Here is a 25,331-nt window from a genome sequence, read left to right on the forward strand (position 1 = left end):
TCCCCGAAACCTCCATCGGTACTGACAGCTCTCCCAGCGATACCCTCCACCACTACAATCCGCTCACAACCCCTCGATGGACTCCTCCAGTTCCTCGACCGGCACCGGGTGGATCCACTCGTCCGTGCTCCAGGCGTGCTGGACCACGCCCTCGTCGTCGAGGACGAACACGGCGCGCCGGGGCGTCTTCGTGCCCGCCATCCCCTCGCGCTCGACCAGCAGGTCGTAGGCGTCGGCCACCTCGCCGTCCACGTCGGCGAAGACGGAGAACGGGGAGTCGATGCCACGGAGGAAGGCGTTGATGCCGTAGGGGCCGTCGCGGCAGACGCCGTAGACGGGGACCTCGTCGAACTCGTGCCAGCCACCGGCCTCGTACCGGCGCCACCAGTTGTCCGAGATGGCCGAGAAGACGAAGCCGAAGAAGACGAGGACTGCGCCACGGTCGCCGGCGGCATCCTCGAGTGCCGTCGCACGGAACGTCTCGCCGTCGCAGAGCAGTGCCTCGAAGCCGGGCGCGTCGTCGCCCTCGGTCGGATGCATACCCGGGCGTCGAGTGGGGTCGGCAAAAGCGTGTGGTCGACGGTGCCCCCCGCCGCTCACTCGGTCGCTGGCCGCCGGCCCTCGAACACGGCGTGCCCCGGAACCTCGTCAGTCCCGTACCACTCGTCGTGAACCGTCGGGTCGAGGCCCGCCCCGGCGAGCACACCTGCGACGAACGCCGGGTCGAAGTTGGTGAGCGTGTGCCGGTCGACGAACCACTGGCCGTCGGGGGTCAGCACCAGCGAGTCCCACCGGAAGCGGGCGTCGCCGGTCTCGTAGCTCTGGACCAGGCGCGCGTAGAACCCCTCGCCCTCCGGGTCCGGGTGAGCTCGCAGGCGCGCGGGGGACTCGCCGTCCTCCGTCTCTACGTCGAGCGTGTCGAACAGCAGGAGGCCGCCGGGTGCGAGCCGGTCGGCCATCGACCGGACCGCCGCACCCAGTTCGTCGCGTGGCAGGTGGTTGACGACGGTGAAGGGCGCCCAGACCAGATCGTACGTCCCAGTGACGTCGAGGTCGGGCAGGGCGTCGACCGTGTAGCGCGCCGCGGGGTTCTTCTCGCGGGCGCGCTGGACCATCCCCTCGTACCGGTCGATGCCCGTCACGTCGAACCCCGCGTCCAGGAGGTACCCGTCGTGCGCGCCGGTCCCGCAGCCGACGACGAGCGCCCGGTCGCCGCCGTTCCCGGTCTCCTCGAACCGGCTGCGGACCCAGCCAGCCTCCTCGGCATACGGCTTGTCGGCATACAGCGCGTCGTAGGCGGCCGGATACTCGGCGTAGAGGGCTTCGGTCATGCGCGCGCCACCTCACACCCGACGGGCTTGAAACGTCGTGGTGGTGTGGGAGATCGTCGGCCGCGAGTAGTAATCTCCACATTATTCGAAAATATGTCCGATTGCGCAGTTATCGCTTCGATACGGAACGAAATCACGGATTCGTCAGATATCCAAATCGCTGAAGTCGGTGTCGAGTGCCTGCCGCTCCTCGTCGTCCAGTTCGGCGATGGCCTCCTCCAGGGTGTCCTGTTCGACCTCCGGTTCCGGCTGGGGGACGCTGTCGGGGTCCGTCTCGACGTGCTCCATCCCGCGGAAGCCCTCGGGGGCGCGGTTCCCGTCGGCGAACCACTCCTGGAAGGCCTCCTCGAAGGCCTCGGCCTCGCCGCGGTACTGCGAGCCGCCGGCCTCCTGGTACCAGTAGAGGAAGTCGGGTTCGTGGTCGTTACAGAGGAGCACCTCGTGGAGCGGTTCGCCGTAGACGACCCGCGCGACGTTGCACTCCTGGATGTTCTCGTCGCCGTGGATGAGCCAGCAGGCGTGGCACGGCTGGCCCGCGACCGCCGACAGCCGGACGAGTCGGTCCCGCGTGTCCTCGGACACCTTGTCGATGGACTGCAGTTGCCCGTCCTCGGTGAAGACCTCCTCCTCGTCGAACCGCCAGCCGCGCAGCGCGATGCTCACTTTGCCCATGTCCGCGGGTAGTCGACGCGTGGATAAGGGTCGTTCGGAAGGCGCGACCGCCCTGCGACTCAGCGGTCGTCGACCCTCGTGATGGTCCCGCGGTCGGTGTCGACGAGTTCCAGTCGGTGCTCGGTCGCGGCCGCCCGTCGCAGGTCCGGGTGCTCGGCGAGTGACCCCTGGTGGGGAACCACCACGACCTGGCGGCGTTCGGCGGCCGCCTCCAGACCCGCGATGGCGCCCGTCCGGGCCGTGCGGTCCAGCCGCCCCAGCGGCGCGTCGAACCACTGCGGGACGCCGGCCACGTCGCCCGCCGCGAGCGTCATCGCCAGCCCGAACCGGATGGTCTCGCCGGTCGCCATCGACGCCCGGCCCGCGGGCGAGCCATCGGCCGGTGCGACCGCGACCCCGAACGGTTCGTCGTCCACCGACACCTCGTACCGGGACGCGAGGCCGACGACATCGACGTACCGCTCCAGATGCGTTCGGAACTCGGCCCAGCAGTCCGACGGGGTCGCGCGCTCGCCGTCGGGGGCACCCCGGGCGGCCGCGGCCGCGCTGACCAGCCCCTGCGCGATGGGGGCCCACCCGGTCGGCTGGGCGACCCGTTGCAACCCGGGATCGTTGACGAGGATGGCCTCCGTCTCGGGGGGCGCGAGGCCGCGGGCGGCTGTCTCGGCGTCCTCGACATCGAGCCACGGTCCATCGTCGCCCCACCGCTCGACGCGCGGCGGCCCGACCGAAGCGTCACCGCTCCCGTCGGGCGTTCCCTCGGTCAGCGTGCGCTCGACCCGGTGGTGGCCGTTCGGGGCCTCGACCTCGGCCGCGACGGTGGCCGGGACCGGGCCGTCCGCGGCCTCGTGGCGCGGAAGCGAGACGTTCGCTGCGGAGACCCAGGGCGTCGTCCCGTAGAGCGCGAGGCGCAGACCGTGACAGAGGGTCGTCTTCCCCGTGCCGGAGTCGCCGACCACGAGGTGGAGGTCGGGGCCGCTCGGCGGCGGGCCGAGTTCGAGCCGCTCGTCCTGGAACAGGCGGAGGCCATCGAGGGCGAGCCGGCGGATGCGAGTGAGCATACCCGCCGTCGGACCGGGGGGTACCTGAAGGTGGGGGCAGGTGGCTCCGTCGGGCACCTGCGCACTTGCGCCCTCAGTCCACGATGAACGCGTGTTCAGTTGCCAGGATTGGTCAGGGTTAAGTGAGAATCGTTCGCACCCGCAGCCATGACCGGGGACTGGCGACAGGCGGAACTGGAGTACGACGACGAGGTCATCGGCGAGAACACGATTCCGGCGCTGTTCTTCGAGTCGGTCGAGCGCCACGGGGACACGACCTGCCAGATGTACAAGGGCGGGCTCGGCGACCGCTCGATGACGCCGGGCGTGATGCCCGAGCCGCCGACCGGCGAGTACGGCACGCTCACCTACGAGGAGGTCGGCCGCATCGTCCGCAACCTCGCCGTGGGCTTTCGCGAGCTCGGTGTCGACCCGGACGATCGCATCGGGCTGTATGCCGACACGCGGCCGGAGTGGATCCAGACGGACCTCGCGGTCCAGGCGGCGGGCGGCGTCATCACGACCGTCTACACGGAGTCGTCGGCGCCGCAGGTCGAGTACCTGCTCGACGACCCCGGCGCCACCGGCGTCGTCGCGGGTACGACCGACCTCGTCGACACCATCGTCGAGGTGGAGGACGACCTGGACCTGGAGTTCATCGTCACGATGGACGAGGCCGGCGACTACGCCGACCGTGACGACGTGTACACGCTGGCGGAGGTCCACGCGATGGGCGCGCCCGAGCGGGCCGAGGGCGACGTCGACGCGTGGGTCGACGAGCGTGACGTCGAGGCGCTCGCCTCGCTCGTCTACACCTCCGGAACGACCGGCGACCCGAAGGGCGTCCAGTTGAGCCACCGCAACTTCCGCTCGTCCATCAACACCGTCTGGCGCCGCGTCGGCCCACGCCCGGACAAGGACGACGACATCCCGACGATGGAGCACGGGATGACCGTCCTCTCCTTCCTCCCGCTCGCGCACGTCTTCGAGCGGTTCAACCATTTCGTCCAGCTCGGCGGCGGCCTCACCGTGGCCTACGCCGAGTCGCCCGACACGGTCGGCGACGACATGGCGCAGGTCAAGCCACACGGCGCGGCCTCCGTCCCGCGGGTGTACGAGCGCATCTTCGACCAGATGCGCAACCAGGCCTCCGAGTCCGACATCGGCAAGCGAATCTTCGAGTGGGCGGTCGAGACCGCGCAGGCGTACGACGACGCCGAATCGCCCGGGGTCGGCCTCCGGCTGAGGATGAAGGTCGCGGACAAGCTCGTCTTCTCGAAGGTCCGCGAGAAGCTGGGCGGCAACGTCGAGCTGTTCATCTCCGGCGGTGGCTCGCTCTCGAAGAGCCTCGCGAAGATGTACCGTGCGATGGGACTCACCATCCTCGAGGGGTACGGGATGACCGAGTCCTCGCCGGTCATCTCGCTGAACCCGCCGGAGGACATCCGCGTCGGGACGATGGGGCCCGCCCTCTCCGCGGTCGAGTACCGCCTCGACGAGTCCGTCGTCGGCCCGGAGCAGCGGGAGGCCGAGGAGGGGGACGTGGGCGAACTCCTCGTGAAGGGCCCCAACATCACGGAGGGCTACTGGAACAAGCCCGACAAGACCGAGGAGGCGTTCACCGAGGACGGCTACTTCCGGACGGGCGACGTGGTCGCCGTCGACGACGACGGCTACTTCACCTTCGTCGACCGCGTGAAACAGCTCATCGTCCTCGACACTGGGAAGAACATCGCGCCCGAGCCCATCGAGGACGAGTTCGCCACCTCCGCCCGTGTCGACCAGATCATGGTCGTCGGACAGGACCAGAAGTTCATCGGCGCGGTCGTGGTGCCAAACTTCGAGCAGCTGTACGACTGGGCCGAGGACGAGGGGTACGACATCCCCGAGGACCCCACCGAGGCGTGCACGGACGAGCGCGTCCGCGAGTGGGTCGCCGAGGAGATCGACGAGGTGAACGAGCGCCTCGGCCACCACGAGACGATCAAGGAGTTCCGGCTGGTCCCGCGCGAGTGGACCGCCGACAACGACCTCCTGACGCCGTCGATGAAGAAGAAGCGCCGCAACATCGTCGACGAGAACCGCGAGGCCATCGCCGACATCTACGACAAGCCGCCCGAGGAGGTCAGGGGCTGAACGCGACCGACCGGCAACGCAACGCCTAATCCACGCCCGTCCGAGCCCTGCGGTATGCGCTACGTCCGTTTCCGAGACCCGGATGGCGAGGTCAGGACCGGCGAGTGGACCGGCGAGGACGGTGCCGAGATCGCGCCGCATCCCACCACCGGTTCACGACTCGACTTCGACCCGGACCCGCTCGCCGTGAGCGAGGTCGAGGTACTGCCACCGTGTGACCCCTCGAAGGTCGTCTGCGTCGGCCTGAACTACGCCGACCACGCCGAGGAGCAGGGCAAGGACGTGCCCGACCGGCCGCTGCTGTTCCTCAAGCCGCCGAACACGATCGCCGGCCACGACGACACCGTCACGCTCCCGGCCGGCAAGGAGCGCATCGATCACGAGGCCGAACTCGGCGTCGTCATCGGCGAGCGCGCGAGCGACGTGAACGCGGACGAGGCGATGGCCCACGTGGCCGGGTTCACCTGCGTCGACGACCTGTCGAACCGCGACGACCAGGCCGTCGAGCAGAACTGGGTCCGCGGGAAGGCCTTCGACGACGCCTGTCCCCTGGGCCCGGTCGTGGCGACGCCCGACGAGGTGCCCGCGGACGCGAGCGTCGAGTGCCGTGTGAACGGCGAGACGCGGCAGGCCTCCAGCCGCGAGGAGTTCATCTTCTCCGTCCCGGACCTGCTCGCGGAGATCACGACCTACCTGACGCTCGAACCGGGCGACGTCATCTCGACGGGCACGCCCGCCGGCGTCGGGCCACTGTCCGACGGCGACACCGTCGAGGTCGAGGTCGAGGGGGTCGGCACCCTCCGGAACGAGGTCCACATCCCCTGAACCGGCCGCCCCTGTACGTCTCGGCGGGGCATGACTTATCCCCGCCCGGCCAGGAGCTGAACGCATGGTCCAGCTCACCCTCCGCCGGAGCGACCTCGCGGCGGCGCTGCTGATACTCGTCAGCGTCGGCGCGGCCGCACTGGTCTATCCGTCCCTCCCCGAACAGTTCGCCGTCCACTTCGACGCCACGGGCACGCCGGACTCGTTCTACGGGAAGACGCTCGGCATCGCCATCATGCCCGTCGCCGGGCTCGGCGTCTACGTGCTGTTCCGGGTCCTTCCCCATATCGATCCGCGGGGCGAGAACATCCGGGCCTTCCAGGGCCCCTACGACGCCATCATGCTGCTCATCCTGGGCTTCCTCGCGTACATCCAGGGCCTGCTGCTGGCGTACAACCTCGGCATCGAGTACCCGCAGAACGCGCTGGTCCTCGGCGGCGTGGGCCTCCTGTTCGGGGGCATCGGCGTCCTGTTCACCCGGGCCGAGCCCAACTGGTTCGTCGGCATCCGCACGCCGTGGACGCTCTCGGACGACGAGGTGTGGCGCCGGACCCACCGGGTCGCCGCGCCACTGTTCGTCCTCGCGGGCGCGCTCATCGCGGTCGGTTCCTTCCTCCCGGTGCCCACGGAGTTCCTCATCGGCGCTGCGGTCGCCGTCGCGGCGGTGATCCCGTCGGCGTACTCGTTCGTGGTCTACCGCCGGCTCCAGCGGGAGCGTGGGGACGACGGGCCCCCCTCGGCGTGAGGGACCGGCCCGTGACCACTCCCGGAGAGCCGCCGCGAGAAGCCAAGACATAAATTTAGGTCCACCTAATCGCCGCGCGTGACCACGAGCGACGGCCGCGACCGGACGCCGAGCGAGCGGGTCGACGTCTGTGTCGTCGGGAGTGGCCCGGCCGGTGCGCTCGTCGCTCGCGAACTCGCCGACGCCGGGTACGAGGTCGTCGTCCTCGAGGCGGGGCCGCGCTTCGACCGCGAGGAGCGTCTCGAGCGGATGGAGCGGACCATCCGCCCGGCGTGGGACAGCGGGGACGTGTGGGGGATGGGTGGCGAGCGGGACGCCTACCGCTCGACGGGCCCCCGACACTACCCGCTCAACCAGGCCCGCGTGAAGGGTGTCGGCGGGTCGACGCTCCACTGGCAGGGGATGGTGATGCGGCTCCACGAGGAGGACTTCCGCCGCCGGAGCGTCGACGGCGTCGGCGTCGACTGGCCCATCTCCTACGACGACCTGCGGCCCTTCTACGCCGATGCGGAGGCGGCGATGGGTGTCGCGGGTGCCAGCGACAACCCGTTCGCCCCGCCGCGCGAGGAGCCGTTCCCGCTGCCCGCGTTCGAGCCCTCCTACTCGGACGCCCTCTTCGCCGAGGCCTGCGAGCGGCTGGGGGTGGCGACGCACACGGTCCCGAACGCGCGCAACTCCGAGCCGAACGACGACCGGTCGGCCTGTGTCGGCTACGGCACCTGCAAGCCGGTCTGTCCCTCCGGTGCGAAGTACAGCGCCGACTACACCGCCGATGCCGCCGAGGCGGCCGGCGCCCGCATCGTCGACCGGGTGCCCGTCCAGCGGCTCGTCACGTCCAGCGACGGTTCGCGCGTCGAGGCGGCCGTCTACGCGACACCCGACGGGAGCGAGTACCGACAGGCGGCCCGTCAGTTCGTCGTCGCGGCGGGCGGCGTCGAGACACCGCGCCTGCTCCTGCTCTCCGCGGACACCGACCGCGGCCATCCGGACGGCCTCGCCAACTCGTCGGGCTGGGTCGGGCGCGGGTTCATGGACCACCTGTTCGTCGGCGCTGGTGGGCGTCTCGACCGGCGGACCCGACAGAACCACGTCGGCTTCCTCACGAGCGAGAGCCACGCGTTCTACGACGAGCCGGGGAGGGCGACCGAGGGGACCGACGGCTCCATCCCCCCGAGCGACGCCGACCTCGGGCCGATCAAGCTGGAGTTCCTCAACTACGCCGGGCCCTCACCCGTGGAGCTGGCGATGGACGCCCGCGAGTTCGGCGACGACCTGCTCGACGGGCTCCGCGACGCGTACGGCACCCACATCGCGATGGGCGGGCTCGTCGGGCAGCTCCCCCGGAAGGAGAACCGGGTCACGCTCGACCGCTCCCGCACGGACGACCACGGGAACCCGGTGCCCGACGTGCAGTGGGGGCTCGACGACCGGACCGAGCGGACCATCGAGCGGGCGCTCGACATCCAGAAGCGGGTCCTCCGGGAGCTGGGCGCAACCGTCGAGACGACGGTCGGCCACGACACCACCGGGCCGGCGTTCCACCAGATGGGCGCCACCCGGATGGCTGCCGACCCCTCCGAGGGGGTCGTGAACGGGCGCCTGCGGACACACGACGTGTCGAACCTGTCGCTGGTCGGCTCGTCCGTGTTCGCCACGAGCGGGGCAATGAACCCGACCCTGACCATCGCGGCGCTCGCGCTGAAGTGTGCGAGCCACCTGGACGAGGACCTGTAGGCACCGCTCTCCTGTCCTGGGCGGAGGGCCGTCGACCACCGTGATCCAGTGCTGCCCACGTTCGGACACGTGCACGCCGATACCCGATAGCCCGAAACGTTCTGCGTATTCTATACGCTATACTGTCTTGTTTGTCTCTCTTTACGGCCGCAACCTTGACGAACACCAAAAGATATTAACTGCTCTGGCCGGTATCGGAAGCTATGAGCCGGAACCACGGACGGCGGGAGACGGGAGATGGAGGGAGCTGGGGGCACTGTCTCGCCTGTAGCGGACCGGTTCCCGACCGGAGCGGCGGGGCCAACGGTCCGTACTGCCCCGAATGCAGCGACCCAGGGGGTGACCCCCGGTGAGTACGGGCCAGCCCCTCGCCGGGACCTCGTGGGGCGACCACGACCTGGAGTACGGGACCGACGACCCTGACGACCCCGAGGAGCTCACCATCTTCGCCCCGGAGAGCTCGAGCCTCACCACCGAGTGGATCACCATCGAGTACGACGAGGCCATCCCCTCGACCGAGTGGGAGTGACGCGGGCGGGCCGCGCAGGCGTCTCGACACCGGTTCGACATGGGGGAACGTGCTGCCACCACGTTTTCGGGCGTCCAGGCGTAACCTGCAGCCACCATGGGCGTGATGAGCAAACTCCGACGCGTCCTCGGCATCATCGAGGGTCACGAGGAGGAACTGGCGAGGACCATCGGCAAGCGGACCAGCGTGAGCGAGTCGCAGGCCAGGCAAGGGCTCGAGAAGGCCCAGGAGCTGATCGGGAACTCGGGAAACGGAAGTAACTGAGCTAGCTCGTCCTCGAGTGGGTATCGAACGGACCGGAAACGTGCAAAGAGCCTTCAGAAACGATCGCGGTGTTCGAGCGGAGTTCTCGGAGCCGAGACGCCGCTAGTCCAGCACGACCAGCACGTCGCCCTGGTTGACGGACTGGCCCTCCTCGATGGGGACCTGCGTGACGGTGCCGCCGAACTCGGCGACGATGTCGTTCTCCATCTTCATCGCCTCCAGCACGACGACAACGTCACCGGCCTCGACCTCGTCGCCCTCGGCGACGTTGACCTCCAGCACGGTGCCCTGCATCTCGGCGTTGATGGTCTCGCCCTCGGCGGTGACCTGCTGGCCGCCGCCGGAGCCACCACCACCGCCGCCGCCACCACCGCCACCACCACCACCACCGCCGCCTCCGGAGGGACGACCGCCACCGCCACCGCGGGCGCCGGCCGCGGCGAGCGCGTCGGCGCTCTCCTCCAGGTTCACCTGGAAGCGCTTGCCGTTGACCTCGACCGTGAACTCGCGCTCGACGGTCTCCTCGTCGCCGCCACCCGTCGTCGCGTCGCCGGTGCCCCACTTCTCCTGGGCCTCCTCGAAGCGCGAGCGGTCGATGTGCTCGTCGAGGTACTTCGTGGTGTGGGTCCCGTCCAGGAACTCCTCGTCCTCCAGCATCAGTCGGTGGAACGGGATGATGGTGGGGATGCCCTCGATCTCGTACTCGGCGAGGGCGCGCTGCGAGCGGGCGACACACTCCTCGCGGTCCTCGCCGTGGACGATGAGCTTCGCGATCATCGAGTCGTAGTCGGTGACGAGGTCGTCGCCCTGCTTCGAGGCGTCGTCGAGGCGGACGCCGATGCCGCCGGGCGTGTCGTAGGTCTCCAGCTCGCCGCCGCTGGCGGGCGAGAAGTCGTTCGCGGCGTTCTCGGCGTTGATGCGGTACTCGATGGCGTGGCCCTCCAGCTCCACGTCGTCCTGCGAGAAGCTGATCTCCTCGTCGGCCGCGACGCGGAGCTGCCACTTCACGAGGTCGATGCCGCTCAGCTCCTCGGAGACGCAGTGCTCGACCTGGATGCGGGTGTTGACCTCGAGGAAGTAGAAGTCCGTCCCGGTGTCGAGCAACTCGTCTGGCCCGTCGCGCTCGGGGTCCTCCTCGACGAGGAACTCGAAGGTGCCGGCGTTGTAGTAGCCGGCCTCGTCGGCACCACGGCGCGCGGCCTCGGCGATCTCCTCGCGCAGGTCGTCGGTCAGGGCCGGCGAGGGCCCCTCCTCGATGACCTTCTGGTGGCGGCGCTGGAGCGAGCAGTCCCGCTCGCCGATGTGCCGGACGTTGCCGTGGTGGTCCGCGATGACCTGCACCTCGATGTGGCGCGGGTTCTCGAGGTAGCGTTCGAGGTAGACGTTGTCGTTGTCGAAGTAGGCCTCGCCCTCGCGTTTGGCCGTCTCGAGTTGCTCCTCGGCCTCGTCGGCCGAGCGGACGACCTTCATCCCGCGGCCGCCGCCGCCGCCCTCGGCCTTGATGGCGATGGGGTAGCCGTACTCCTCGCCGAACTCCTCGACCTCGGACGGGTCCTCGACGGGGTCGGTCGTCCCGGGGACGATGGGCACGTCGGCCTCGCGCATCGTCTTGCGGGCCTTCGTCTTCTCGCCGAGTTGCTCCATCGACTCGGCGGCGGGCCCGACCCACGTGATGCCGTCGGTCTCCTCGACGAGTGCCGCGAACTCGGCGTTCTCCGCGAGGAAGCCGTAGCCCGGGTGGATGGCGTCGGCGTCGGCCTTCTGTGCGGCCTCGACGATGGCCTCCTGGTCGAGGTACGAGTCGGCCGCCCGCGCGGGGCCGACGTTGTACGCCTCGTCGGCGAACCGGACGTGCCCGGAGTGCTTGTCGGCCTCGCTGTAGACGGCGACCGTCCCAACGCCGAGGTCCTCGCAGGCTCGCATCACGCGAACCGCGATCTCACCCCGGTTGGCGACGAGAACCTTGTCGAACATTATCAGCCGAGGGTGCCAGTCCCTGCCCCCTTAGTGTACCGGTTCCGGCCAGGAACAACTCGTTGTATGTTTACGAACCGTCGACCCGTTTCCGGTGTTCTCGGTCGCCGGACCGGCTCTGTCCGGGATCGGCGCTGGACCGTGGTGTCGGAGGGGCGGGTCGGTCCGCCCACAGGCAGCGCTCGGTGACGGCGGCTGGGAACGTCGCCGGCGCCGAGGACGAGGACTCGCCGGGGGAGTGGACGCGGACGCCGCCGGCGAGAGTACGCTAGTACGGTGGCGGCAGGGACCCCCCGCGACCGCGCGCCCCTCAGAGCGGGATGTTGCCGTGCTTGCGGTCGGGGGTGTCGACCCGTTTCCGCGAGAGCATCTCCAGGTCCTGTACCAGCCGCGGTCGGGTCTGTGGCGGCTCGATGACGTCGTCGACGAAGCCGCGCTCGGCGGCCGTGTACGGGTTCGCGAAGGTCTCGCGGTAGTCGTCGATGAGTTCCTGCCGGCGCGCCTCGGGGTCCTCGGCCTCGGAGAGCTCCTTCCGGTAGAGGACGTTCACCGCGCCCTGCGGGCCCATCACGGCGATCTCGGCCGTGGGCCAGGCGTAGTTGACGTCGGCCCCGATGTGCTTCGAGGACATGACGTCGTACGCGCCGCCGTACGCCTTCCGCGTGATGACAGTCATCAGGGGGACCGTGGCCTCGCTGAAGGCGTACAGCAGTTTGGCGCCGTGCTTGATGATGCCGCCGTGCTCCTGGTCCTTGCCGGGCATGAACCCGGGCACGTCGACGAAGGTGAGGATGGGGATGTTGAACGCGTCGCAGAAGCGGACGAAGCGGGCACCTTTCAGCGAGGCGTCGATGTCCAGCGTCCCGGCGTTCACGCGGGGCTGGTTGGCGACGACGCCGATGGAGCGGCCGTCGAGGCGCGCGAAGCCCGTCAGGATGTTCCGGGCGTAGCGGTCGGCCACCTCGAAGAACGAGTCCTCGTCGGCCACGCGCCCGATGACGTCGTGCATGTCGTACGGCTTCTGCGGCGAGGACGGGACCACGTCGAGCAGTTCCTCGTCCGCGCGGTCGGGGTCGTCCCACGACTCGACGCGGGGCGGGTCCTCCATGTTGTTCTGCGGGAGGTACGAGAGGAGGTAGCGGATGTCGTCGAGCGCGGCCTCCTCGTCGTCCTGGGTGAGATGCGCGACGCCGGACTCGGAGGAGTGGACGCCCGCGCCCCCGAGTTCGTCGAACGTGACCTCCTCACCGGTGACCGTCTCGATGACGTCCGGCCCGGTGATGAACATGTGGCTCGTCTCCTCGACCATCAGGACGAAGTCCGTGATGGCGGGCGAGTAGACCGCGCCGCCCGCGCAGGGGCCCATGATGGCCGAGATCTGCGGCACCACGCCGGAGGCCTGCTGGTTGCGGTGGAAGATGTCGGCGTAGCCGGCCAGCGAGTCGATGCCCTCTTGGATGCGCGCGCCGGCCGAGTCGTTCAGCCCGATGATGGGGATGCCCGTATCCATCGCCTGGTCCATCACCTTGCAGACCTTCTGGGCGAACACCTCGCCGAGCGACCCACCGAGGACGGTGAAGTCGTGGGCGAAGACCGCGACCTGCCGGCCCTCGACGGTGCCGTAGCCGACGACGACGCCGTCGCCGGGGAACCTCTTCTCGGCCATGTCGAAGTTGGTCGAGCGGTGCTCCCGGAGCGTGTCCACCTCGCGGAAGGAGCCGTCGTCGAGGAAGTAGTCGACCCGCTCGCGCGCGGTCATCTTCCCCTTCTCGTGTTGCTTCTCGATGCGCTCCTCGCCGCCGCCGAGTTCGGCCTCGCGCTTGCGCTCGCGCAGGTCCTCGATGTCCTCCTCGTCTACCACGACGACCACCCCTCGGAACGAGCTGGCGTCGTGTGCGTGCCAACGCGAATCATGGCCGGGCGAACGACCGGCCCCTGCAAATGCGTTCCGGGATGGCCCTCGGTCCGACGCCAGCCGACGACGGCATAAAACGGTCCGAACTGTTCGACCCAGCAGCCACACGGCTCCGCCCGGTAGAACGTGGTGTGAGCTCCAGTACCGACGGTGAAACCGGAGCCGAGGCGGGGACCGGCGAGGGGCAACTCCCGCCGCTGATCGACATGGGCGACGTGCTGGACCGCATCGAGCGCAACACCACCAGCGAGGAGGCCACCGCCCACCTCGAGGAGGTCCGGGCGGTGCTCGCGCGGGTGACCGAGCGCGACCCCGCCAACCGCGAGTCGCTTCTCGGCGACCTCGACAGCCTCGTCGACTCGCTGCGGATGCACGTCCACGGCGACGCGGCGTTCTGGGCCGAGACGGTCCAGAACCGTGTGGCGAACTACCGGCGTACCAGGCGTGCCCGCAGCGACACGCTCCACTTCAGCGCCAGCCGCCTCACCGTCGATGGCGACGAGCCGGTCGATCCGGCCGCCCACCAGGGCGAGAAGGCCACGCTCCGCGGGACCCTCGTCAACCAGGGCGAGCGTGGGGCTGCGACGGTGCAGCTGGCCTTCTACGACGAGGCGGGCGAGGCCACCTGGACCGTCGAGTCCTGCGAGTTCGACCTCGACGCGGGTGAGCGACGCACGCTGAACCTGCACGTCTGGATCCCCGAGGACGCCGACCACCACGGCGTCGCGGTGCTGGACCCCAACGACGCGCGGACGACCGGGCCGTCCCCGACGCGGACCTGACCCGGGGGCGTCCCGGACCGACGGGTCCCTGCCGGCGACGTCCGCCGGCGGCCACGCCGGAACGCTCTTTCCGCCCCGCTCCCACCCGCCGCCAGGATGGACGACGACGCCGGACAGGGCGATCACGAGCCCGAGAGCTACCAGCTCGGACCCGACGGCACCCCGGTCGGCGCCGGACCGGACCGGGAGCCCCCCGACCCCGAGACGGCCGTCGAGCACCGGCGGGCGGCCCGCCGTGCGCTCGGTGCGGACGACGCGGAGACTGCCCTCGACCACCTCGACCGGGCACTCGAACTGGCACGCGAGGACGGGGACGCGGCGATGGTGGCGGGTGTCCTCACCGACCGCGGCAACGTAAGGATGGAGCGGGCCGACGCCGACGCGGGCGACCCCCGCGCCGAACCGGACGCCGGGGCGGTCCGTGATGCCGTCGAAGCCGCGGTGGCGGACTACACGGCCGCGCTCGACGCCGACCCCGAGCACGCGGAGGCCCTGTTCAACCGGGGGCTCGCGCGCGCCCGGCTCGGCGACCGGGCCGCCTCCTCGACCGACCTGGAACGGGCGGCCGACCTCGGACGCGCGCACCCGTTCTTCATCCGCGGGAACGCGTACGCGGAGGCGGACGCCGACGAGTACGCACGCGAGGACTTCACGCGCGCCGTCGACCGGACCGACACGGCGCGAGCGTACTTCAACCGGGGGAACGCGAACCGTCGCCTCGGCGACGAGGACGCCGCAGTCGCGGATTACGAGGCTGCCCTCGACCGGGCCGACGAGCTCCCGGACCGTGGCCTCCGGGTGCTCGTCCGCCTGGCCGAGACGACGACCGGGGAGCGGGCGGTGGCCCATCGTGTCAGGGCTGCCCTCCTCGCCGTCGCCGGCCGCGACATCTGGCGTGGGGTGTCCCTCGCCGACCGGGCACTGGTCGACGCGGCCGAGGGGACCGAGCCGTGGGGCGACGCCGGCGCGCTGGTGCTGGCCGGCGATGCGCTCCGAACCGCCGCCGGGTACGGACCCGACGAGGAACTCGCGGCCGACATCGACCACGTCCGCGACCGACTCGACGACCGGGCCCTGCCCGAAGCGACGGCGGCACTGGTCGCCCGGGCCACGGGTGGCGACGACGCCACGGACTCGCTCGACGCCGACGATACGGACGTGGACCTCGCGACCGCCGTCAGCGAGCGCGATGACGACGCGCTCCGACGCGCCGCAGTCGCCGAACTCGGCCGACAATTCGAACTCTACCGGTGACGCACAGCGATGGATATCCCTCGGATTCTCCTAGTAGGGTGATAATCCGCTCTATCCGCCACAAGAATCTCGAATATCTTCGAAATCAGGCCAGTTCGCGGTAGGAGTAGTAGAACCGCTGGAGCGCGGTGAGGTGGCCGACGACGGCGAAGACGACGAGCAGGCCACCGACGACACCGAGCCGGCCCAGTGGCCCGGCGGCGATGGTCCCGGTGACGAACGCCGCGACGGCCGCGCCGAGGCCGATGATGACGAGCCGGTCGGCCCGGCCGACGAGGCCGCCGTAGACGCGGTCGAGTCCGACGGCCTGGGCCTGCGTCCCGAGGTAGGAGGTCATCAGGACGCCGGTCACGGCCGCCAGGCCCAGCGCGTACCGGCCGCTCCCGGCGGCCAGGCCGACGAGCAGCAGGATGTCGGCGTACCGGTCGAGGACGTGGTCGAGCAGGTCACCGGCGGCCGAGTCCGTCCCCAGCTCGCGCGCGAGCTCGCCGTCCAGCACGTCGAGCGCGCCGTTGCAGAATACGAACACGGCGCCCAGTAGATAGAGAAGGGAGTTCGACCCGCCGAGCGCGAACGCGACCCCGGCCGCACCGGCCAGCGCGACCGCGAGGACGCTCACCTGGTTCGGGGTGAGGCCGAGGCGGACGAACAGCGAGACGACCGGGTCGGCGACGCGTTTGGCGGTCGAACGGTACTGGTCCAGCGTCACGCGCCGTCACCTCCCGGTTCGTCCTCGGGTGGTGTCTCGAACTCGGCGGTCGATTCCGCCCCGGGTTCGGGGAGTGTCGACCCGACGAGGTAGTCGGTGAAGTCGACGATGCCGACCGCTGGGTCGCGCTCGCCGCGCGCGACGGCTGTGATCTCGTCGGCGACGGCGTCCGGGTCTCGGTCCGTCGTGTCCACCTCGAAGACGGCGCCCGCGCCGTGCCGGTCGACGGACTCCGAGAGGATGACGTCGAGCGCCTCGCTCTCGGCGTTCTCGGCCGCCGAGGCCTCGCTCTCCCCGCGGTCCAGCAGGCGCTCGTGGATGCGTTCGGGATGCGCGCGCAGCACGACGACACGGTCGGCGTCGAGCAGGTGCGCGAGGTGGGAGTCGACCACCAGGTCGGCGTCGTCGGCGTACTCGTCCGCCAGGTACTCGCGGACCGCGTCGAGATCGACGACCAGCGAGTCGCGCTCGGTGTCGGTCTCGCTGGCGAGGTCGCGCTCGCGGACGACATCGTTCAGGTGGACCACCTCGAAGTCGAACCCGTCGCGACCGCCGAGCAGCTCCGTCGCGGTGGTCTTGCCCGTGCCCGGCGTCCCGGTGACGGCGACCCGCATCACTCCGCCCCCGCGTCGTCGGATTCGTCGGCGTCGGGGCCGAAACTCACGCCGACGCCGCCGGATTCACCCGTCGGGGCACCGCCGGTCGCCGCGTGCGGGTCCTGCATCGCCAGCACCTCGTTCAGCACCTCCACCGCGCGGGTCGTCTCGGCCTTCGTCCCGCAGGTGATGCGGATGCAGCCCGGGAGCCCGAAGCTCGTCGCGTCGCGGACGATGACGCCGCGCTCCTTGGCGGCCTCGAACACCGCTTCGGCGTCGCCGACCTCGGCGAGTACGAAGTTCCCCTGGCTGGGCCAGGTCTTCGCGGCGAGGTTGTCGTGGATGAACTCGCGGGCCCAGGTGGCGGACGCGACGGACTGCTCGACGTGCTCGTCGTCCTCGAGCGCGGCGAGGCCGGCCCGCAGCGCGAGTTCGTTCACCGCGAACGGCGTGTTGATGCGGGCGTAGGCGTCGCCCCACGCCTCGGGCGCGAGCAGGTAGCCCAGCCGCACGCCCGCGAGGCCGTGGGACTTCGAGAACGTCCGCAGGACGGCGATGTCATCGCGCTCGCGCACGAGGTCGACCTTCGAGGGTGCCTCCGAGAACGCGCCGTACGCCTCGTCGACGAGGACGACGGTCTCGTCGTCCACGCCGTCGGCCACCTCGAGGATGGCCTCCCGGTCGATCTCCCGCCCGGTCGGCGAGTGCGGGCTGATGAGGTAGACGATACGCTCGCCGTCGTAGCCGTCGAGGACGTTCTCCGGGCGCTGCTCGAAGTCCTCGTCCTTGTGGAGGGGGTACGTGTTCACGCGGCCGTGGTGGTAGCGCACGGACATCGCGTAGTAGGCGAAGCCGGGGTCCGGCACCAGCACCTCGTCGCCCGGTTCCAGCATCGCCCGCGCGAGGTAGTCGAGTGCTCCGTCGCCACCGTTGGCGAGCCAGACCTGCTCGGGCGCCAGGTCCCAGCGCTCGGCGAGCGCGTCCTGCAGGTCGGCGTGGGCGGCCTTCGGGTAGTGGTGGACGCCGTCGGCGTGCTCGCGCATCGCCTCGACGGCGGCCGGCGAGGGGCCGTGCGGGTTCTCGTTGGACGAGAGCTTGACGAGGTCGTCGGGGTCGATACCGACCTCGCGAGCGACCTCCTCGATACCTCGGCCGGCCTCGTAGGGCGTGAGCGCCGACAGGTCCCGCGGTTGCATGGTCGGAGGGAGCGGGCCGGCCCGCTTAAGACTGTCCGAAGTGCGGCGCGACGGACCACAAGAGGCTTGCCCGGCAGCGACGAGACCCGACCAATGAGCGCGGACGCCGACGACCGAACCGGGGACCAGGCCGGGGAGGACCCCGGCCTCACGGTCGTCCTGGGCTGGGACGGGCTCGACTACGACCTCGCCGGAGCGTTCGACCTCCGGGAGGCGTTCGGCCCGCACCACGCCCGGCTGGCGACGTTCGACAACCCAGTGCTGGGCGAACCCCACACGAAGGAGCTGTGGCCGTCCATCGTCACCGGGGTCGAGCCGGACGAGCACGGCATCCACGCCGCCACCGACGACGGCCCGGACTGGGACGACCCGCGCATCGCGACGGCCGCCCGCCTCGCCCGGGGCGTCGTCCCCGACCGGGTCCGCACCGAGATCGGTCGCCTCCTCCGAAACCAGGGGGCGACGTTCGCACAGAAGGGGCCGGACCACTACCGCGGTGCGGGCGTCCCGACCGTCTTCGACGGCCGCCGCTCGCGGGTCATCGCGGTCCCCAACTACCGCACCGACCGTGACCGCGACACCGACTACGTGGTCGACCGGGGCGGGCAGCTGTCGGACTTCCTCTCGATCACGGAGTCCAGCGACACCAACCGCCCGGAGACGACGCTCCCCCGCCTGCAGGAGCGTCTGGTCGCCGAGACGACGAAGAAGCTGGGCGCGGTCCGGGCAGCACTCCGTCGCGAGCACGACATCGTCTTCGTCTGGCTGTCGGTGCTGGACACGGTGGGGCACCTCGCGCCCGTCGTCGCCGACGAGGACCCGTCGTGGCAGGAGCGCACCTACCGGCTCGCCGCGAACGCGACCCGGGCCATCCGCGAGGACCTCCAGCGCGAGGACACCCTCGTCTGCGTCTCCGACCACGGGCTGCGGGACGGCGACCACACCCACGACGCGTTCATCGGCGCGAGCGACGAGCGGGCCGTCGAGGGCGTCGAGAGCGTGCTCGACGTCCGTGAGGGGCTCGAACGCGTGACGCCGACCCGGGACGAGGCGGCGAATGGGGGCGCCCGCCGTGACGCGACACGCGGCGACGCGGACGCCGGGGGGCCGCCGGTCCGCGAGGCGTACCGGTTCGGTGGGACGGGGCGTGCGAAGGACGCCGACGAGGTGCGCGGACAGCTGGAGGACCTGGGCTACCTCTGAGGCGCCCCCTCGTCAGGGGGTCGACGCCCGCGTCGCCGGGCCGAAAGGGTTGTGACCCGGAGGGCCGCACTCCGGGGTATGAGCGACGAGTCCGCCGCCGACGACCGCGACGGGGTGACGGTCGTCCTCGGGTGGGACGCCCTCGACCACGAGGTGACCGAGGAGTTCGGCCTCTCGGAGGCGTTCGGCCCGCACCACGCCCCGCTGGAGACGTTCGACAACCCCGTCCTCGGCAAACCGCACACCTACGAGCTGTGGCCCTCCATCGTCACCGGCGTCACGCCCGACGAGCACGGTATCCACGCCGCCACCGAGGGCGAGGGCGTCGACTGGGGGAACCCGCTCATCGCGCGCGCCTCCCGGCTCGCACAGGGCGTCGTCCCCAAATCGGTCCGGACGAAGATCGGGCAGGTGCTCCGCGAGAGCGGCGCCGAACTCGACTTCGAGTACGCCGACTACTACGCAGAGCGCGGCGTCTCGACGGTGTTCGACGGCCGCCGCGCCCGGTCGGTCGCGATCCCCAACCACCGCGTCGAGGCCGACGACGAACTCGACCTCGTGTTCGACCGGGGCGCACAGCTGGGGGCCTTCCTCAACATCCAGAACGTCGACGGCGACCACACCCGCCACTTCCCGAAGGTCCCGCTGCCGGAACTGGAGGAGCGCCTCGTCGCCGAGTGCGCGAAGAAGCTGGGCGTCGTCCGCGCGGCGCTGCGGCGCGAGCACGACATCGTCTTCGTCTGGCTCGGCTACCTCGACACGGTCGGCCACCTCGCGCCCGTCGTCGCGGAGGAGGACCCGGGCTGGCAGGAGCGGGCCTACCGGCTCGCCGCCTCCATGACCGAGGAGATTCGCGACGAGATGCAGCCCGAGGACACGCTGGTCTGTGTCTCCGACCACGGCCTGCAGGATGGTGACCACACGCCGCACGCCTTCGTCGGCGCGAGCGACGAGCGGGCCATCGAGGGCGTCGAGAGCGTCCTCGACGTCCGCGAGGGGCTGGAGCGGGTGACACCGAAGCGCTCGCCCGTCGACGAGGTACCGGTCCGGGAGGCGTTCCAGTTCGGCGGCCGCGTCGGCGCGAAGGACGCCGACGAGGTGCGGGGGCAGCTAGAGGATCTCGGGTATCTGTAGCTCCACGCCAGCGCTCCGATACCGGGTAGCAGCCGACCCTGGTGCGCTCCGGGTAGCTGGTCGACTCCCTGACCCGGTTCAGCGTAGTGAGTCCGAACTGCTGTAGCGTTACAGCAGTCGGTCGGCGATGATGTTCTTCTGGATCTCGCTCGTACCCTCGTAGATCTTCGTGATGCGGGCGTCGCGGTAGTAGCGCTCGGCGGGGTAGTCCGAGACGTAGCCGGAGCCGCCGAACACCTGCAGGGCCTCGTCGGCCACCTCGACGGCGTGCTCGGAGGCGAACAGTTTCGCCATCGAGGCGAACTTCGCGGCCTGGTCCGGGTTGTCCTGCTCGACGTTCGCCGCGGCCCGGTAGACCAGCGAGCGGGCGGCCTCGATGTCGGTCGCCATGTCGGCGAGCTTGTGGCGGATGGCCTGGAACTCGCCGATCTTCTGGTCGAACTGCTCGCGCTCGCCGGCGTAGTCACGCGCAGCGTCGAACGCGCCCTGCGCGGCGCCGACCGCCTGCGCGGCCACGCCCGTCCGGCCGGAGGCGAAGAAGTCCATCAGCTGGTAGAACCCCTTGTCGACCTCACCGATGACGTTCTCCTCGGGGATGCGCACGTCGTCGATGACGACCTCCGCGAGGTCCGACGCGCGGATGCCCAGTTTGTTGTCGATCTTGCTGGGCTGGAAGCCGTCCAGTTCCGTGGGGACGAGGAAGGCGGTGATGCCCTTGTGGCCCGCGTCCTTCGTGGTCTTGGCCATCACGACCGCCACGTCCGCGACGGTCCCGTTGGTGATCCACATCTTGTTGCCGTTGAGGACCCACTCGTCGCCGTCCTTCTCGGCGTGGGTCTCGATGCCCGCGACGTTCGAGCCGTGTGCGGGCTCGGAGATACAGGAGCAGGAGGCGGACTCGCCGGCGGTGATGCGGGTGAGCCACTCCTCCTTCATCCACTCGTCACCGTACTTCAGGATCATCGAGGAGCCGAAGCCGGCCGACCCGATGGCGCTCCCCAGTCCGGGGTCCGCACGCCACAGCTCCTCGGTCACGATGCACCGGGCGATCATGTCCATCCCGGCGCCACCGTACTCCTCGGGGACGTGCGGGGCAACGAAGTCGAGTTCCGCAGCCTTGCGGCGCAGGTCCTCGGGGTACTTCCCCTCCTCGTCGTGCTCGCGCGCGACGGGCTTGAGTTCCTCCTCGCCGAAGTCACGGACGGCCTTCCGGATCGCCTCGTGCTCGCCGGTCGTGGTGAACGACATACCCGTCAATCGGTTTCCGGTGTTAAAAGATATTCCCCTGAAGGTGGCCGTTGTTAATGTGTGTCTGTGACAGTACCGGCCATCGACGGGTCGCTCAAGCCGGCTCGCCGGGCGGCTACTCGCCCCGGAACTCCGGCTCGCGACCCTCCATGAACGCGGTGGCGCCCTCCTCGTGGTCCCGTGTCGCGAACACCTGTGCCTGCAGGGCGGCCTCGTTGTCGAGCGCGTCCTTCAGCGAGGTGTTCAGCCCCTGGCTGATGGCCTGCTTCGAGGTCCGCAGCGCGATCGTCGGGCCCGAGGCGATGCTCTCGACCAGCTCGTCGGCCTGGGCGTCGAACTCGTCGGCGTCGTAGACGTGGTTGAAGATGCCCTCCTCGCGGGCGTCCTCGGCCGACAGGAGCTCGCCGGTGAACACCAGCTCCTTGGCCTTGTTCTCGCCGACGATGCGCGGGAGGAGGTAGGAGGTCCCCGAGTCGACCGCGAGGCCGACCTGGCGGAAGCCGAAGCTGATGCTCGCCTCCGTGCTCGCCAGCGGGACGTCCGTCGCGATGGCGAGGTTGGCGCCGGCGCCGTAGGCCACGCCGTCGACCTTCGCCACCGTCGGCAGGTGGAACTCGGCGACGCGCTGGATGGCGCGGTGGGTGTTGTGCTGGATGCGCTCGACGGCCTCGTGGAGCTCCGCCGCGTCCGACATCAGCTCCATCATGGCGTTGACGTCGCCGCCGGCACAGAACGTCCCCTCGCGACCGGTGATGACGAGACAGCGGACGTCGTCGTCCTCCTCGGCGCGGTCCACCCCGTCGATGATGGCGTTCGACATCTCCGCCGAGAGGGCGTTGCGGTTGTCCGGCCGGTTCAGCGTCAGCGTCGCGACGCCGTCCTCGACGTCGTACAGTACTGGCTCGCTCATACGACATGGTGGTCCGGGCCTTACAACGTAAACCTTCCCGTGGCGGCGGCCGACGTGGGCCAGCGCGGTCCTTGGTGTACGGGTGGGTAGGCGAAGCCAGCTACTCGGACCCGTTGCCGACGCCCTCGTAGCGCTCGTCCAGTTCGAAGGGGAACACGGTGCGGCAGAAGTCGATGCCCATCGGTGTGAGCCGGACGCTCCGACGTTTCGTGCTCGGCCGGCGCGCCGACTCCTCGGCGCGCTCGACGTTGGGCTGGGCCTGCAGGACGCGGTACTGCTCCAGGTTCCGGAGCGGGTCGGTCCCGAGTTCCAGCAGGCCGAGCCGCTCGAGGTTGTCGATGTAGATGTCGGAGCGGTCCTCGTATCGCAGCCCCGCGTCCGTGTCGAGCATCGTCAGCCCGTCGGCGACCAGCGTCCCCTCGCCGATGGGGAGCAGGCCCCGGTCGTACACGTCGAGCGCGGGCTGGGGCCCCTCGGTGGCGAGCAGCCGGAGGATCCGTGCCTCGTCCGCCGAGAGCTGCTCGATGATGCGGACGTACGCGGGGTGGAACGGCTCCTCGTGGTCGACATCGGCGGAGAGTTCGAGCAGCCGGTCGCCCCGCCGCCGGAGGTCGGCGACCGTGATGGGGCCCGTATCGTCGTCCTTCCCGCGTCGGTTCCCGGGGTCGCTCCGGTCAGTGCCCGCGGGCGTCCGGCCGGCGCTGCCGAACGGCAGCCCGAGCCGCCCCAGCTCGTCGCGAGCGATGTCCGTGGTCTCCTCCAGGAGGTCACGGGGGGATTCGGAGGTGAACGCCGCCTCCGCCATCCGGCTGCCGGCCCGGAGCCCCGCGAGCCCGGCGTACTCGCTCGTGTTCGCGGCGGCGGTCACCAGCATCCGGGCCACCTTCAGCGACTCGTCGAACCGCTCCTCCAGGTCCTCGACCTCCAGGTTCCGCGTGTCGATGCCGGCGTCGTCGAACACCGTCAGCATGTCCTCGAGGTCGCGGCTCTCGACGGTGTCGGGGTCGCTCCGGGCCTCGTCGAGGAGCTCGGCCAGGCGGTCGAGGTCCTCCTGGTCCACGTCCGCCGTGTCGAGGTCCTCCTCGGTGACATCGAGCGGGTCGAGATCGGACTCGTCCCCGTCCCCACCCCCGTCCACGCGACGACCCTCGCGACCGCGCTCGTCCCCCCGGTCCGTCCGGTCCTCACGGTCCGTCCGGTCGCGCGCTGGGGACCCAGCCCGGTCGTCCTCCTCCCCGCCCTGGCGCTCGTCCCCGTCACTCGCCGTCGACGAGGGGGCACCCGTGTCGTCGCTCGGCTGCTCGTTCGACGATGCCATATCGTCCCCGTTGTCCCCTGCATCCGCCCTCGCCGTCTTATCGGCACCGGTCTCGGCGTCGACGGGTTCTCTGGACCCCTCCCCGTCGGGCTCGGCAGGTTGCTCGCCGGGCCCGGGCTCCCAGTTACCGGGGCCCGGGTCGATGCCCGGGTGCTCGCTCTCGTCGTCCGGAGGCTCCCGGGCCGTCATGCCGCGGTCACCACCAGGAGCTGGATCCAGCCGGCGACGAAGCCGAGGACGGCCCCCAGACCGATGAGCATCCACTCGTCCTCCTCGAACGCCGTCCGGAGGGTCTCGACGTACTGGTCCGGCGGCATATCCTCGAGCCGGGTGGCGATGAGTTCCTCGATGGCTGCCGAGCGCTCCTCGTTGAACTCGGGGTCCGTCATGGGCTCGATGGAGAGTTCGGCCGCCTCGGTCGCCATCCGCTCGCGCATCGCCTCGTACTCGTCGGTGCCGGTCGCCACCCGGACGGCGGGCCCGACGACACCCATCGCACGGTCCACCTCCGGGCGGAGGATCTCCCGGAGCATCCGGCGGGTACGGTCGGACTTGCGGCCGTGGAGCATGTCGTTGGCGACGTTCTCGAGGGTGATGGTGTTCTGTGCGACCTCGCGGCCGTACGCGCGAGCCACCTCGGGCTGGCGCTGGATGAACAGCCCCTGCAGTTCGAACGGGCCGAGCTTCTTCTTCTCGACCGGGTTGAAGATGACCTTCAGGGCGATCCAGTTCGTGACGTAGCCGACCGTCGCGCCGACCACCGGCAGGACCCACCAGGCGTCGATGGTGAGGTACAGCGGGATGGTGAAGAAGCCGAGGAAGCCGCCGATGAGGAACCCGGAGTTGATGACGAATCGGAGCTCCCGGTCGCCGGCCTCGAAGAACAGCCGGTTGATCAGTTCCGGGTTCCGCTCCATGTTCCGGATGACCATCGTCTTCACGTCGAGCAGATCGTCGATGTTCTCCCCGAGTTCCTCGGTGACTCGGTCGACGATCTGCGGGAGCCGGCTGTCCACGCGCCGGTGGACCAGTTCGTGCATCGGCTCGGGCATGTTGTTCCACAGGTCGGGGTGTTCCTGCCGGATGACCTCGTCGACCAGCTCGTGGATCTCGTCGCCGGATTCGGCCAGGATGTGCTGGGCGATGCGGTCCGGGTCGAACGCCTCGTAGAACTCGCGCTGGGTGGCCAGCTTCGAGATGCCGGTGTCGACGGAGATGCTGGCCATCTTGTCCGCACGCGCGGGGATGATGCCCTGCCAGCCGACCCGCCCCCGGAGCAGGCCGGGGATCTGCTGGATGCGGTTCGGGAGCCGGAGGACGACGTTCTTCAGGCCGGGGACCCGGAACCCGAGATGGTCGATCGGGTAGAACAGCATCTTGATCCCGAACCAGTTGGTGATGTACCCGATGATCCCCGAGATGAGGGGGATGAGCAGGAGACGTGGTTCGAGCGGCAGTGGTGGGATCATTGCTGGCTGGTCGAACGACGGCCGAGGCGACCGGCCGCGGTGAGATGGCTGCCGGCACGGTCGGAGGAACCCCGGTCCTGCGTGGCCCCGGGGAGGGCGCCCTCCGGCGGTTGAACCGGGATTCCGACTGTACTAACTTAATACCACGGTTAACGACACGGTCAGGCCCCGTTCGGCGGTTCTCCCGCGTGATGGCCGGGAACTGCACGAGGGCGCCGCCCTGACCGGCGGTTCAGGGTGGTCTCCGGGAACCTGTGCAACCATTGAATGCCTCTTGATGTCTCTCAGTGGTAATCTACCCAACCTTCAAGTGCCTCGCCGACCCAGTTCCGGACAGACGGCACCGC

22 protein-coding genes and 1 pseudogene are annotated in these 25,331 nt (G+C 70.1%); 10 read left to right on the plus strand and 13 right to left on the minus strand.

Annotation, left to right across the window (positions count from 1 at the left end; genetic code table 11):
* Positions 1 to 63 precede the first annotated feature (63 nt).
* The 4 genes from P2T62_RS09280 to P2T62_RS09295 all read right to left on the minus strand — a co-directional run bounded on the left by P2T62_RS09280 (position 64) and on the right by P2T62_RS09295 (position 3,064).
* Complete coding sequence (locus P2T62_RS09280; RefSeq protein ID WP_276261115.1) at positions 64 to 540, minus strand: peroxiredoxin family protein; 477 nt, start codon at positions 538 to 540, stop codon at positions 64 to 66.
* Between the two features lie 56 nt (positions 541 to 596).
* Positions 597 to 1,331 (minus strand): class I SAM-dependent DNA methyltransferase, encoded by a 735-nt coding sequence (locus P2T62_RS09285; RefSeq protein WP_276261116.1) that lies wholly within the window; start codon positions 1,329 to 1,331, stop codon positions 597 to 599.
* A gap of 144 nt (positions 1,332 to 1,475) precedes the next feature.
* The gene (locus tag P2T62_RS09290) at positions 1,476 to 2,003 is read right to left on the minus strand and encodes a DUF8114 family protein (RefSeq protein WP_276261117.1); all 528 of its coding nucleotides are present in this window, start codon (positions 2,001 to 2,003) and stop codon (positions 1,476 to 1,478) included.
* Between the two features lie 59 nt (positions 2,004 to 2,062).
* The gene (locus P2T62_RS09295; protein ID WP_276261118.1) at positions 2,063 to 3,064 is read right to left on the minus strand and encodes an AAA family ATPase; all 1,002 of its coding nucleotides are present in this window, start codon (positions 3,062 to 3,064) and stop codon (positions 2,063 to 2,065) included.
* Between the two features lie 147 nt (positions 3,065 to 3,211).
* On the opposite strand from P2T62_RS09295, the gene P2T62_RS09300 reads away from it, so the two are divergent.
* The 6 genes from P2T62_RS09300 to P2T62_RS09325 all read left to right on the plus strand — a co-directional run bounded on the left by P2T62_RS09300 (position 3,212) and on the right by P2T62_RS09325 (position 9,276).
* Positions 3,212 to 5,179 (plus strand): AMP-dependent synthetase/ligase, encoded by a 1,968-nt coding sequence (locus P2T62_RS09300; RefSeq protein WP_276261119.1) that lies wholly within the window; start codon positions 3,212 to 3,214, stop codon positions 5,177 to 5,179.
* A 54-nt stretch (positions 5,180 to 5,233) separates the two neighbouring features.
* Entirely contained in the window at positions 5,234 to 6,004 is a 771-nt protein-coding gene (locus tag P2T62_RS09305) for a fumarylacetoacetate hydrolase family protein (protein WP_276261120.1), read from the plus strand.
* 64 nt (positions 6,005 to 6,068) lie between these two features.
* Entirely contained in the window at positions 6,069 to 6,749 is a 681-nt protein-coding gene (locus P2T62_RS09310) for an SdpI family protein (protein WP_276261121.1), read from the plus strand.
* Positions 6,750 to 6,827: 78 nt separating this feature from the next.
* Positions 6,828 to 8,483 (plus strand): GMC family oxidoreductase, encoded by a 1,656-nt coding sequence (locus tag P2T62_RS09315; RefSeq protein WP_276261122.1) that lies wholly within the window; start codon positions 6,828 to 6,830, stop codon positions 8,481 to 8,483.
* Between the two features lie 349 nt (positions 8,484 to 8,832).
* Complete coding sequence (locus P2T62_RS09320) at positions 8,833 to 9,012, plus strand: hypothetical protein (RefSeq protein ID WP_276261123.1); 180 nt, start codon at positions 8,833 to 8,835, stop codon at positions 9,010 to 9,012.
* 105 nt (positions 9,013 to 9,117) lie between these two features.
* Positions 9,118 to 9,276 carry a hypothetical protein gene (locus P2T62_RS09325; RefSeq protein WP_276261124.1) on the plus strand — a complete coding sequence of 53 codons (159 nt, stop codon included), beginning with the start codon at positions 9,118 to 9,120 and terminating at the stop codon, positions 9,274 to 9,276.
* Between the two features lie 102 nt (positions 9,277 to 9,378).
* On the opposite strand, the gene P2T62_RS09330 is transcribed toward P2T62_RS09325, so the two are convergent.
* Positions 9,379 to 11,250, minus strand: a complete 1,872-nt coding sequence (locus tag P2T62_RS09330) for an acetyl-CoA carboxylase biotin carboxylase subunit (RefSeq protein ID WP_276261125.1) — start codon at positions 11,248 to 11,250, stop codon at positions 9,379 to 9,381.
* A 310-nt stretch (positions 11,251 to 11,560) separates the two neighbouring features.
* Positions 11,561 to 13,111 carry an acyl-CoA carboxylase subunit beta gene (locus tag P2T62_RS09335; RefSeq protein ID WP_276261126.1) on the minus strand — a complete coding sequence of 517 codons (1,551 nt, stop codon included), beginning with the start codon at positions 13,109 to 13,111 and terminating at the stop codon, positions 11,561 to 11,563.
* A gap of 185 nt (positions 13,112 to 13,296) precedes the next feature.
* On the opposite strand from P2T62_RS09335, the gene P2T62_RS09340 reads away from it, so the two are divergent.
* Both P2T62_RS09340 and P2T62_RS09345 read left to right on the plus strand, forming a co-directional pair.
* Positions 13,297 to 13,947 carry a hypothetical protein gene (locus tag P2T62_RS09340; protein WP_276261127.1) on the plus strand — a complete coding sequence of 217 codons (651 nt, stop codon included), beginning with the start codon at positions 13,297 to 13,299 and terminating at the stop codon, positions 13,945 to 13,947.
* A 96-nt stretch (positions 13,948 to 14,043) separates the two neighbouring features.
* Positions 14,044 to 15,201 (plus strand): tetratricopeptide repeat protein, encoded by a 1,158-nt coding sequence (locus tag P2T62_RS09345; protein ID WP_276261128.1) that lies wholly within the window; start codon positions 14,044 to 14,046, stop codon positions 15,199 to 15,201.
* 85 nt (positions 15,202 to 15,286) lie between these two features.
* On the opposite strand, the gene P2T62_RS09350 is transcribed toward P2T62_RS09345, so the two are convergent.
* From P2T62_RS09350 to hisC, 3 genes and pseudogenes are all read right to left on the minus strand, one after another.
* The gene (locus P2T62_RS09350) at positions 15,287 to 15,910 is read right to left on the minus strand and encodes a CDP-alcohol phosphatidyltransferase family protein (RefSeq protein ID WP_276261129.1); all 624 of its coding nucleotides are present in this window, start codon (positions 15,908 to 15,910) and stop codon (positions 15,287 to 15,289) included.
* An 83-nt stretch (positions 15,911 to 15,993) separates the two neighbouring features.
* Positions 15,994 to 16,524: pseudogene (locus P2T62_RS09355) on the minus strand (adenylate kinase family protein); the annotation flags it as partial.
* The gene (hisC, locus tag P2T62_RS09360; protein ID WP_276261130.1) at positions 16,524 to 17,702 is read right to left on the minus strand and encodes a histidinol-phosphate transaminase; all 1,179 of its coding nucleotides are present in this window, start codon (positions 17,700 to 17,702) and stop codon (positions 16,524 to 16,526) included. The pseudogene P2T62_RS09355 and the gene hisC, both read right to left, overlap by 1 nt.
* A gap of 93 nt (positions 17,703 to 17,795) precedes the next feature.
* Between hisC and P2T62_RS09365 the strand changes: the two genes are divergently transcribed.
* Both P2T62_RS09365 and P2T62_RS09370 read left to right on the plus strand, forming a co-directional pair.
* Positions 17,796 to 18,905 carry an alkaline phosphatase family protein gene (locus tag P2T62_RS09365; RefSeq protein WP_276261131.1) on the plus strand — a complete coding sequence of 370 codons (1,110 nt, stop codon included), beginning with the start codon at positions 17,796 to 17,798 and terminating at the stop codon, positions 18,903 to 18,905.
* Positions 18,906 to 18,983: 78 nt separating this feature from the next.
* Complete coding sequence (locus tag P2T62_RS09370; protein ID WP_276261132.1) at positions 18,984 to 20,039, plus strand: alkaline phosphatase family protein; 1,056 nt, start codon at positions 18,984 to 18,986, stop codon at positions 20,037 to 20,039.
* A 108-nt stretch (positions 20,040 to 20,147) separates the two neighbouring features.
* Here the strand turns inward: P2T62_RS09370 and P2T62_RS09375 are convergent, their stop codons facing one another.
* The 4 genes from P2T62_RS09375 to P2T62_RS09390 all read right to left on the minus strand — a co-directional run bounded on the left by P2T62_RS09375 (position 20,148) and on the right by P2T62_RS09390 (position 24,984).
* On the minus strand, positions 20,148 to 21,287 hold the full coding sequence (locus P2T62_RS09375) for an acyl-CoA dehydrogenase family protein (RefSeq protein ID WP_276261133.1): 1,140 nt from the start codon (positions 21,285 to 21,287) through the stop codon (positions 20,148 to 20,150).
* 115 nt (positions 21,288 to 21,402) lie between these two features.
* Positions 21,403 to 22,197 carry an enoyl-CoA hydratase/isomerase family protein gene (locus tag P2T62_RS09380; RefSeq protein WP_276261134.1) on the minus strand — a complete coding sequence of 265 codons (795 nt, stop codon included), beginning with the start codon at positions 22,195 to 22,197 and terminating at the stop codon, positions 21,403 to 21,405.
* Between the two features lie 100 nt (positions 22,198 to 22,297).
* On the minus strand, positions 22,298 to 23,704 hold the full coding sequence (locus P2T62_RS09385; protein WP_276261135.1) for an Abi-alpha family protein: 1,407 nt from the start codon (positions 23,702 to 23,704) through the stop codon (positions 22,298 to 22,300).
* Positions 23,701 to 24,984 carry a DUF445 domain-containing protein gene (locus P2T62_RS09390; RefSeq protein ID WP_276261136.1) on the minus strand — a complete coding sequence of 428 codons (1,284 nt, stop codon included), beginning with the start codon at positions 24,982 to 24,984 and terminating at the stop codon, positions 23,701 to 23,703. The genes P2T62_RS09385 and P2T62_RS09390 overlap by 4 nt, the downstream gene beginning before the upstream one ends.
* Between the last annotated feature and the right edge of the window lie 347 nt (positions 24,985 to 25,331).

The sequence above is a fragment of the Haloglomus litoreum genome, assembly GCF_029338515.1.
In the GTDB taxonomy this organism is placed as follows: domain Archaea; phylum Halobacteriota; class Halobacteria; order Halobacteriales; family Haloarculaceae; genus Haloglomus; species Haloglomus litoreum.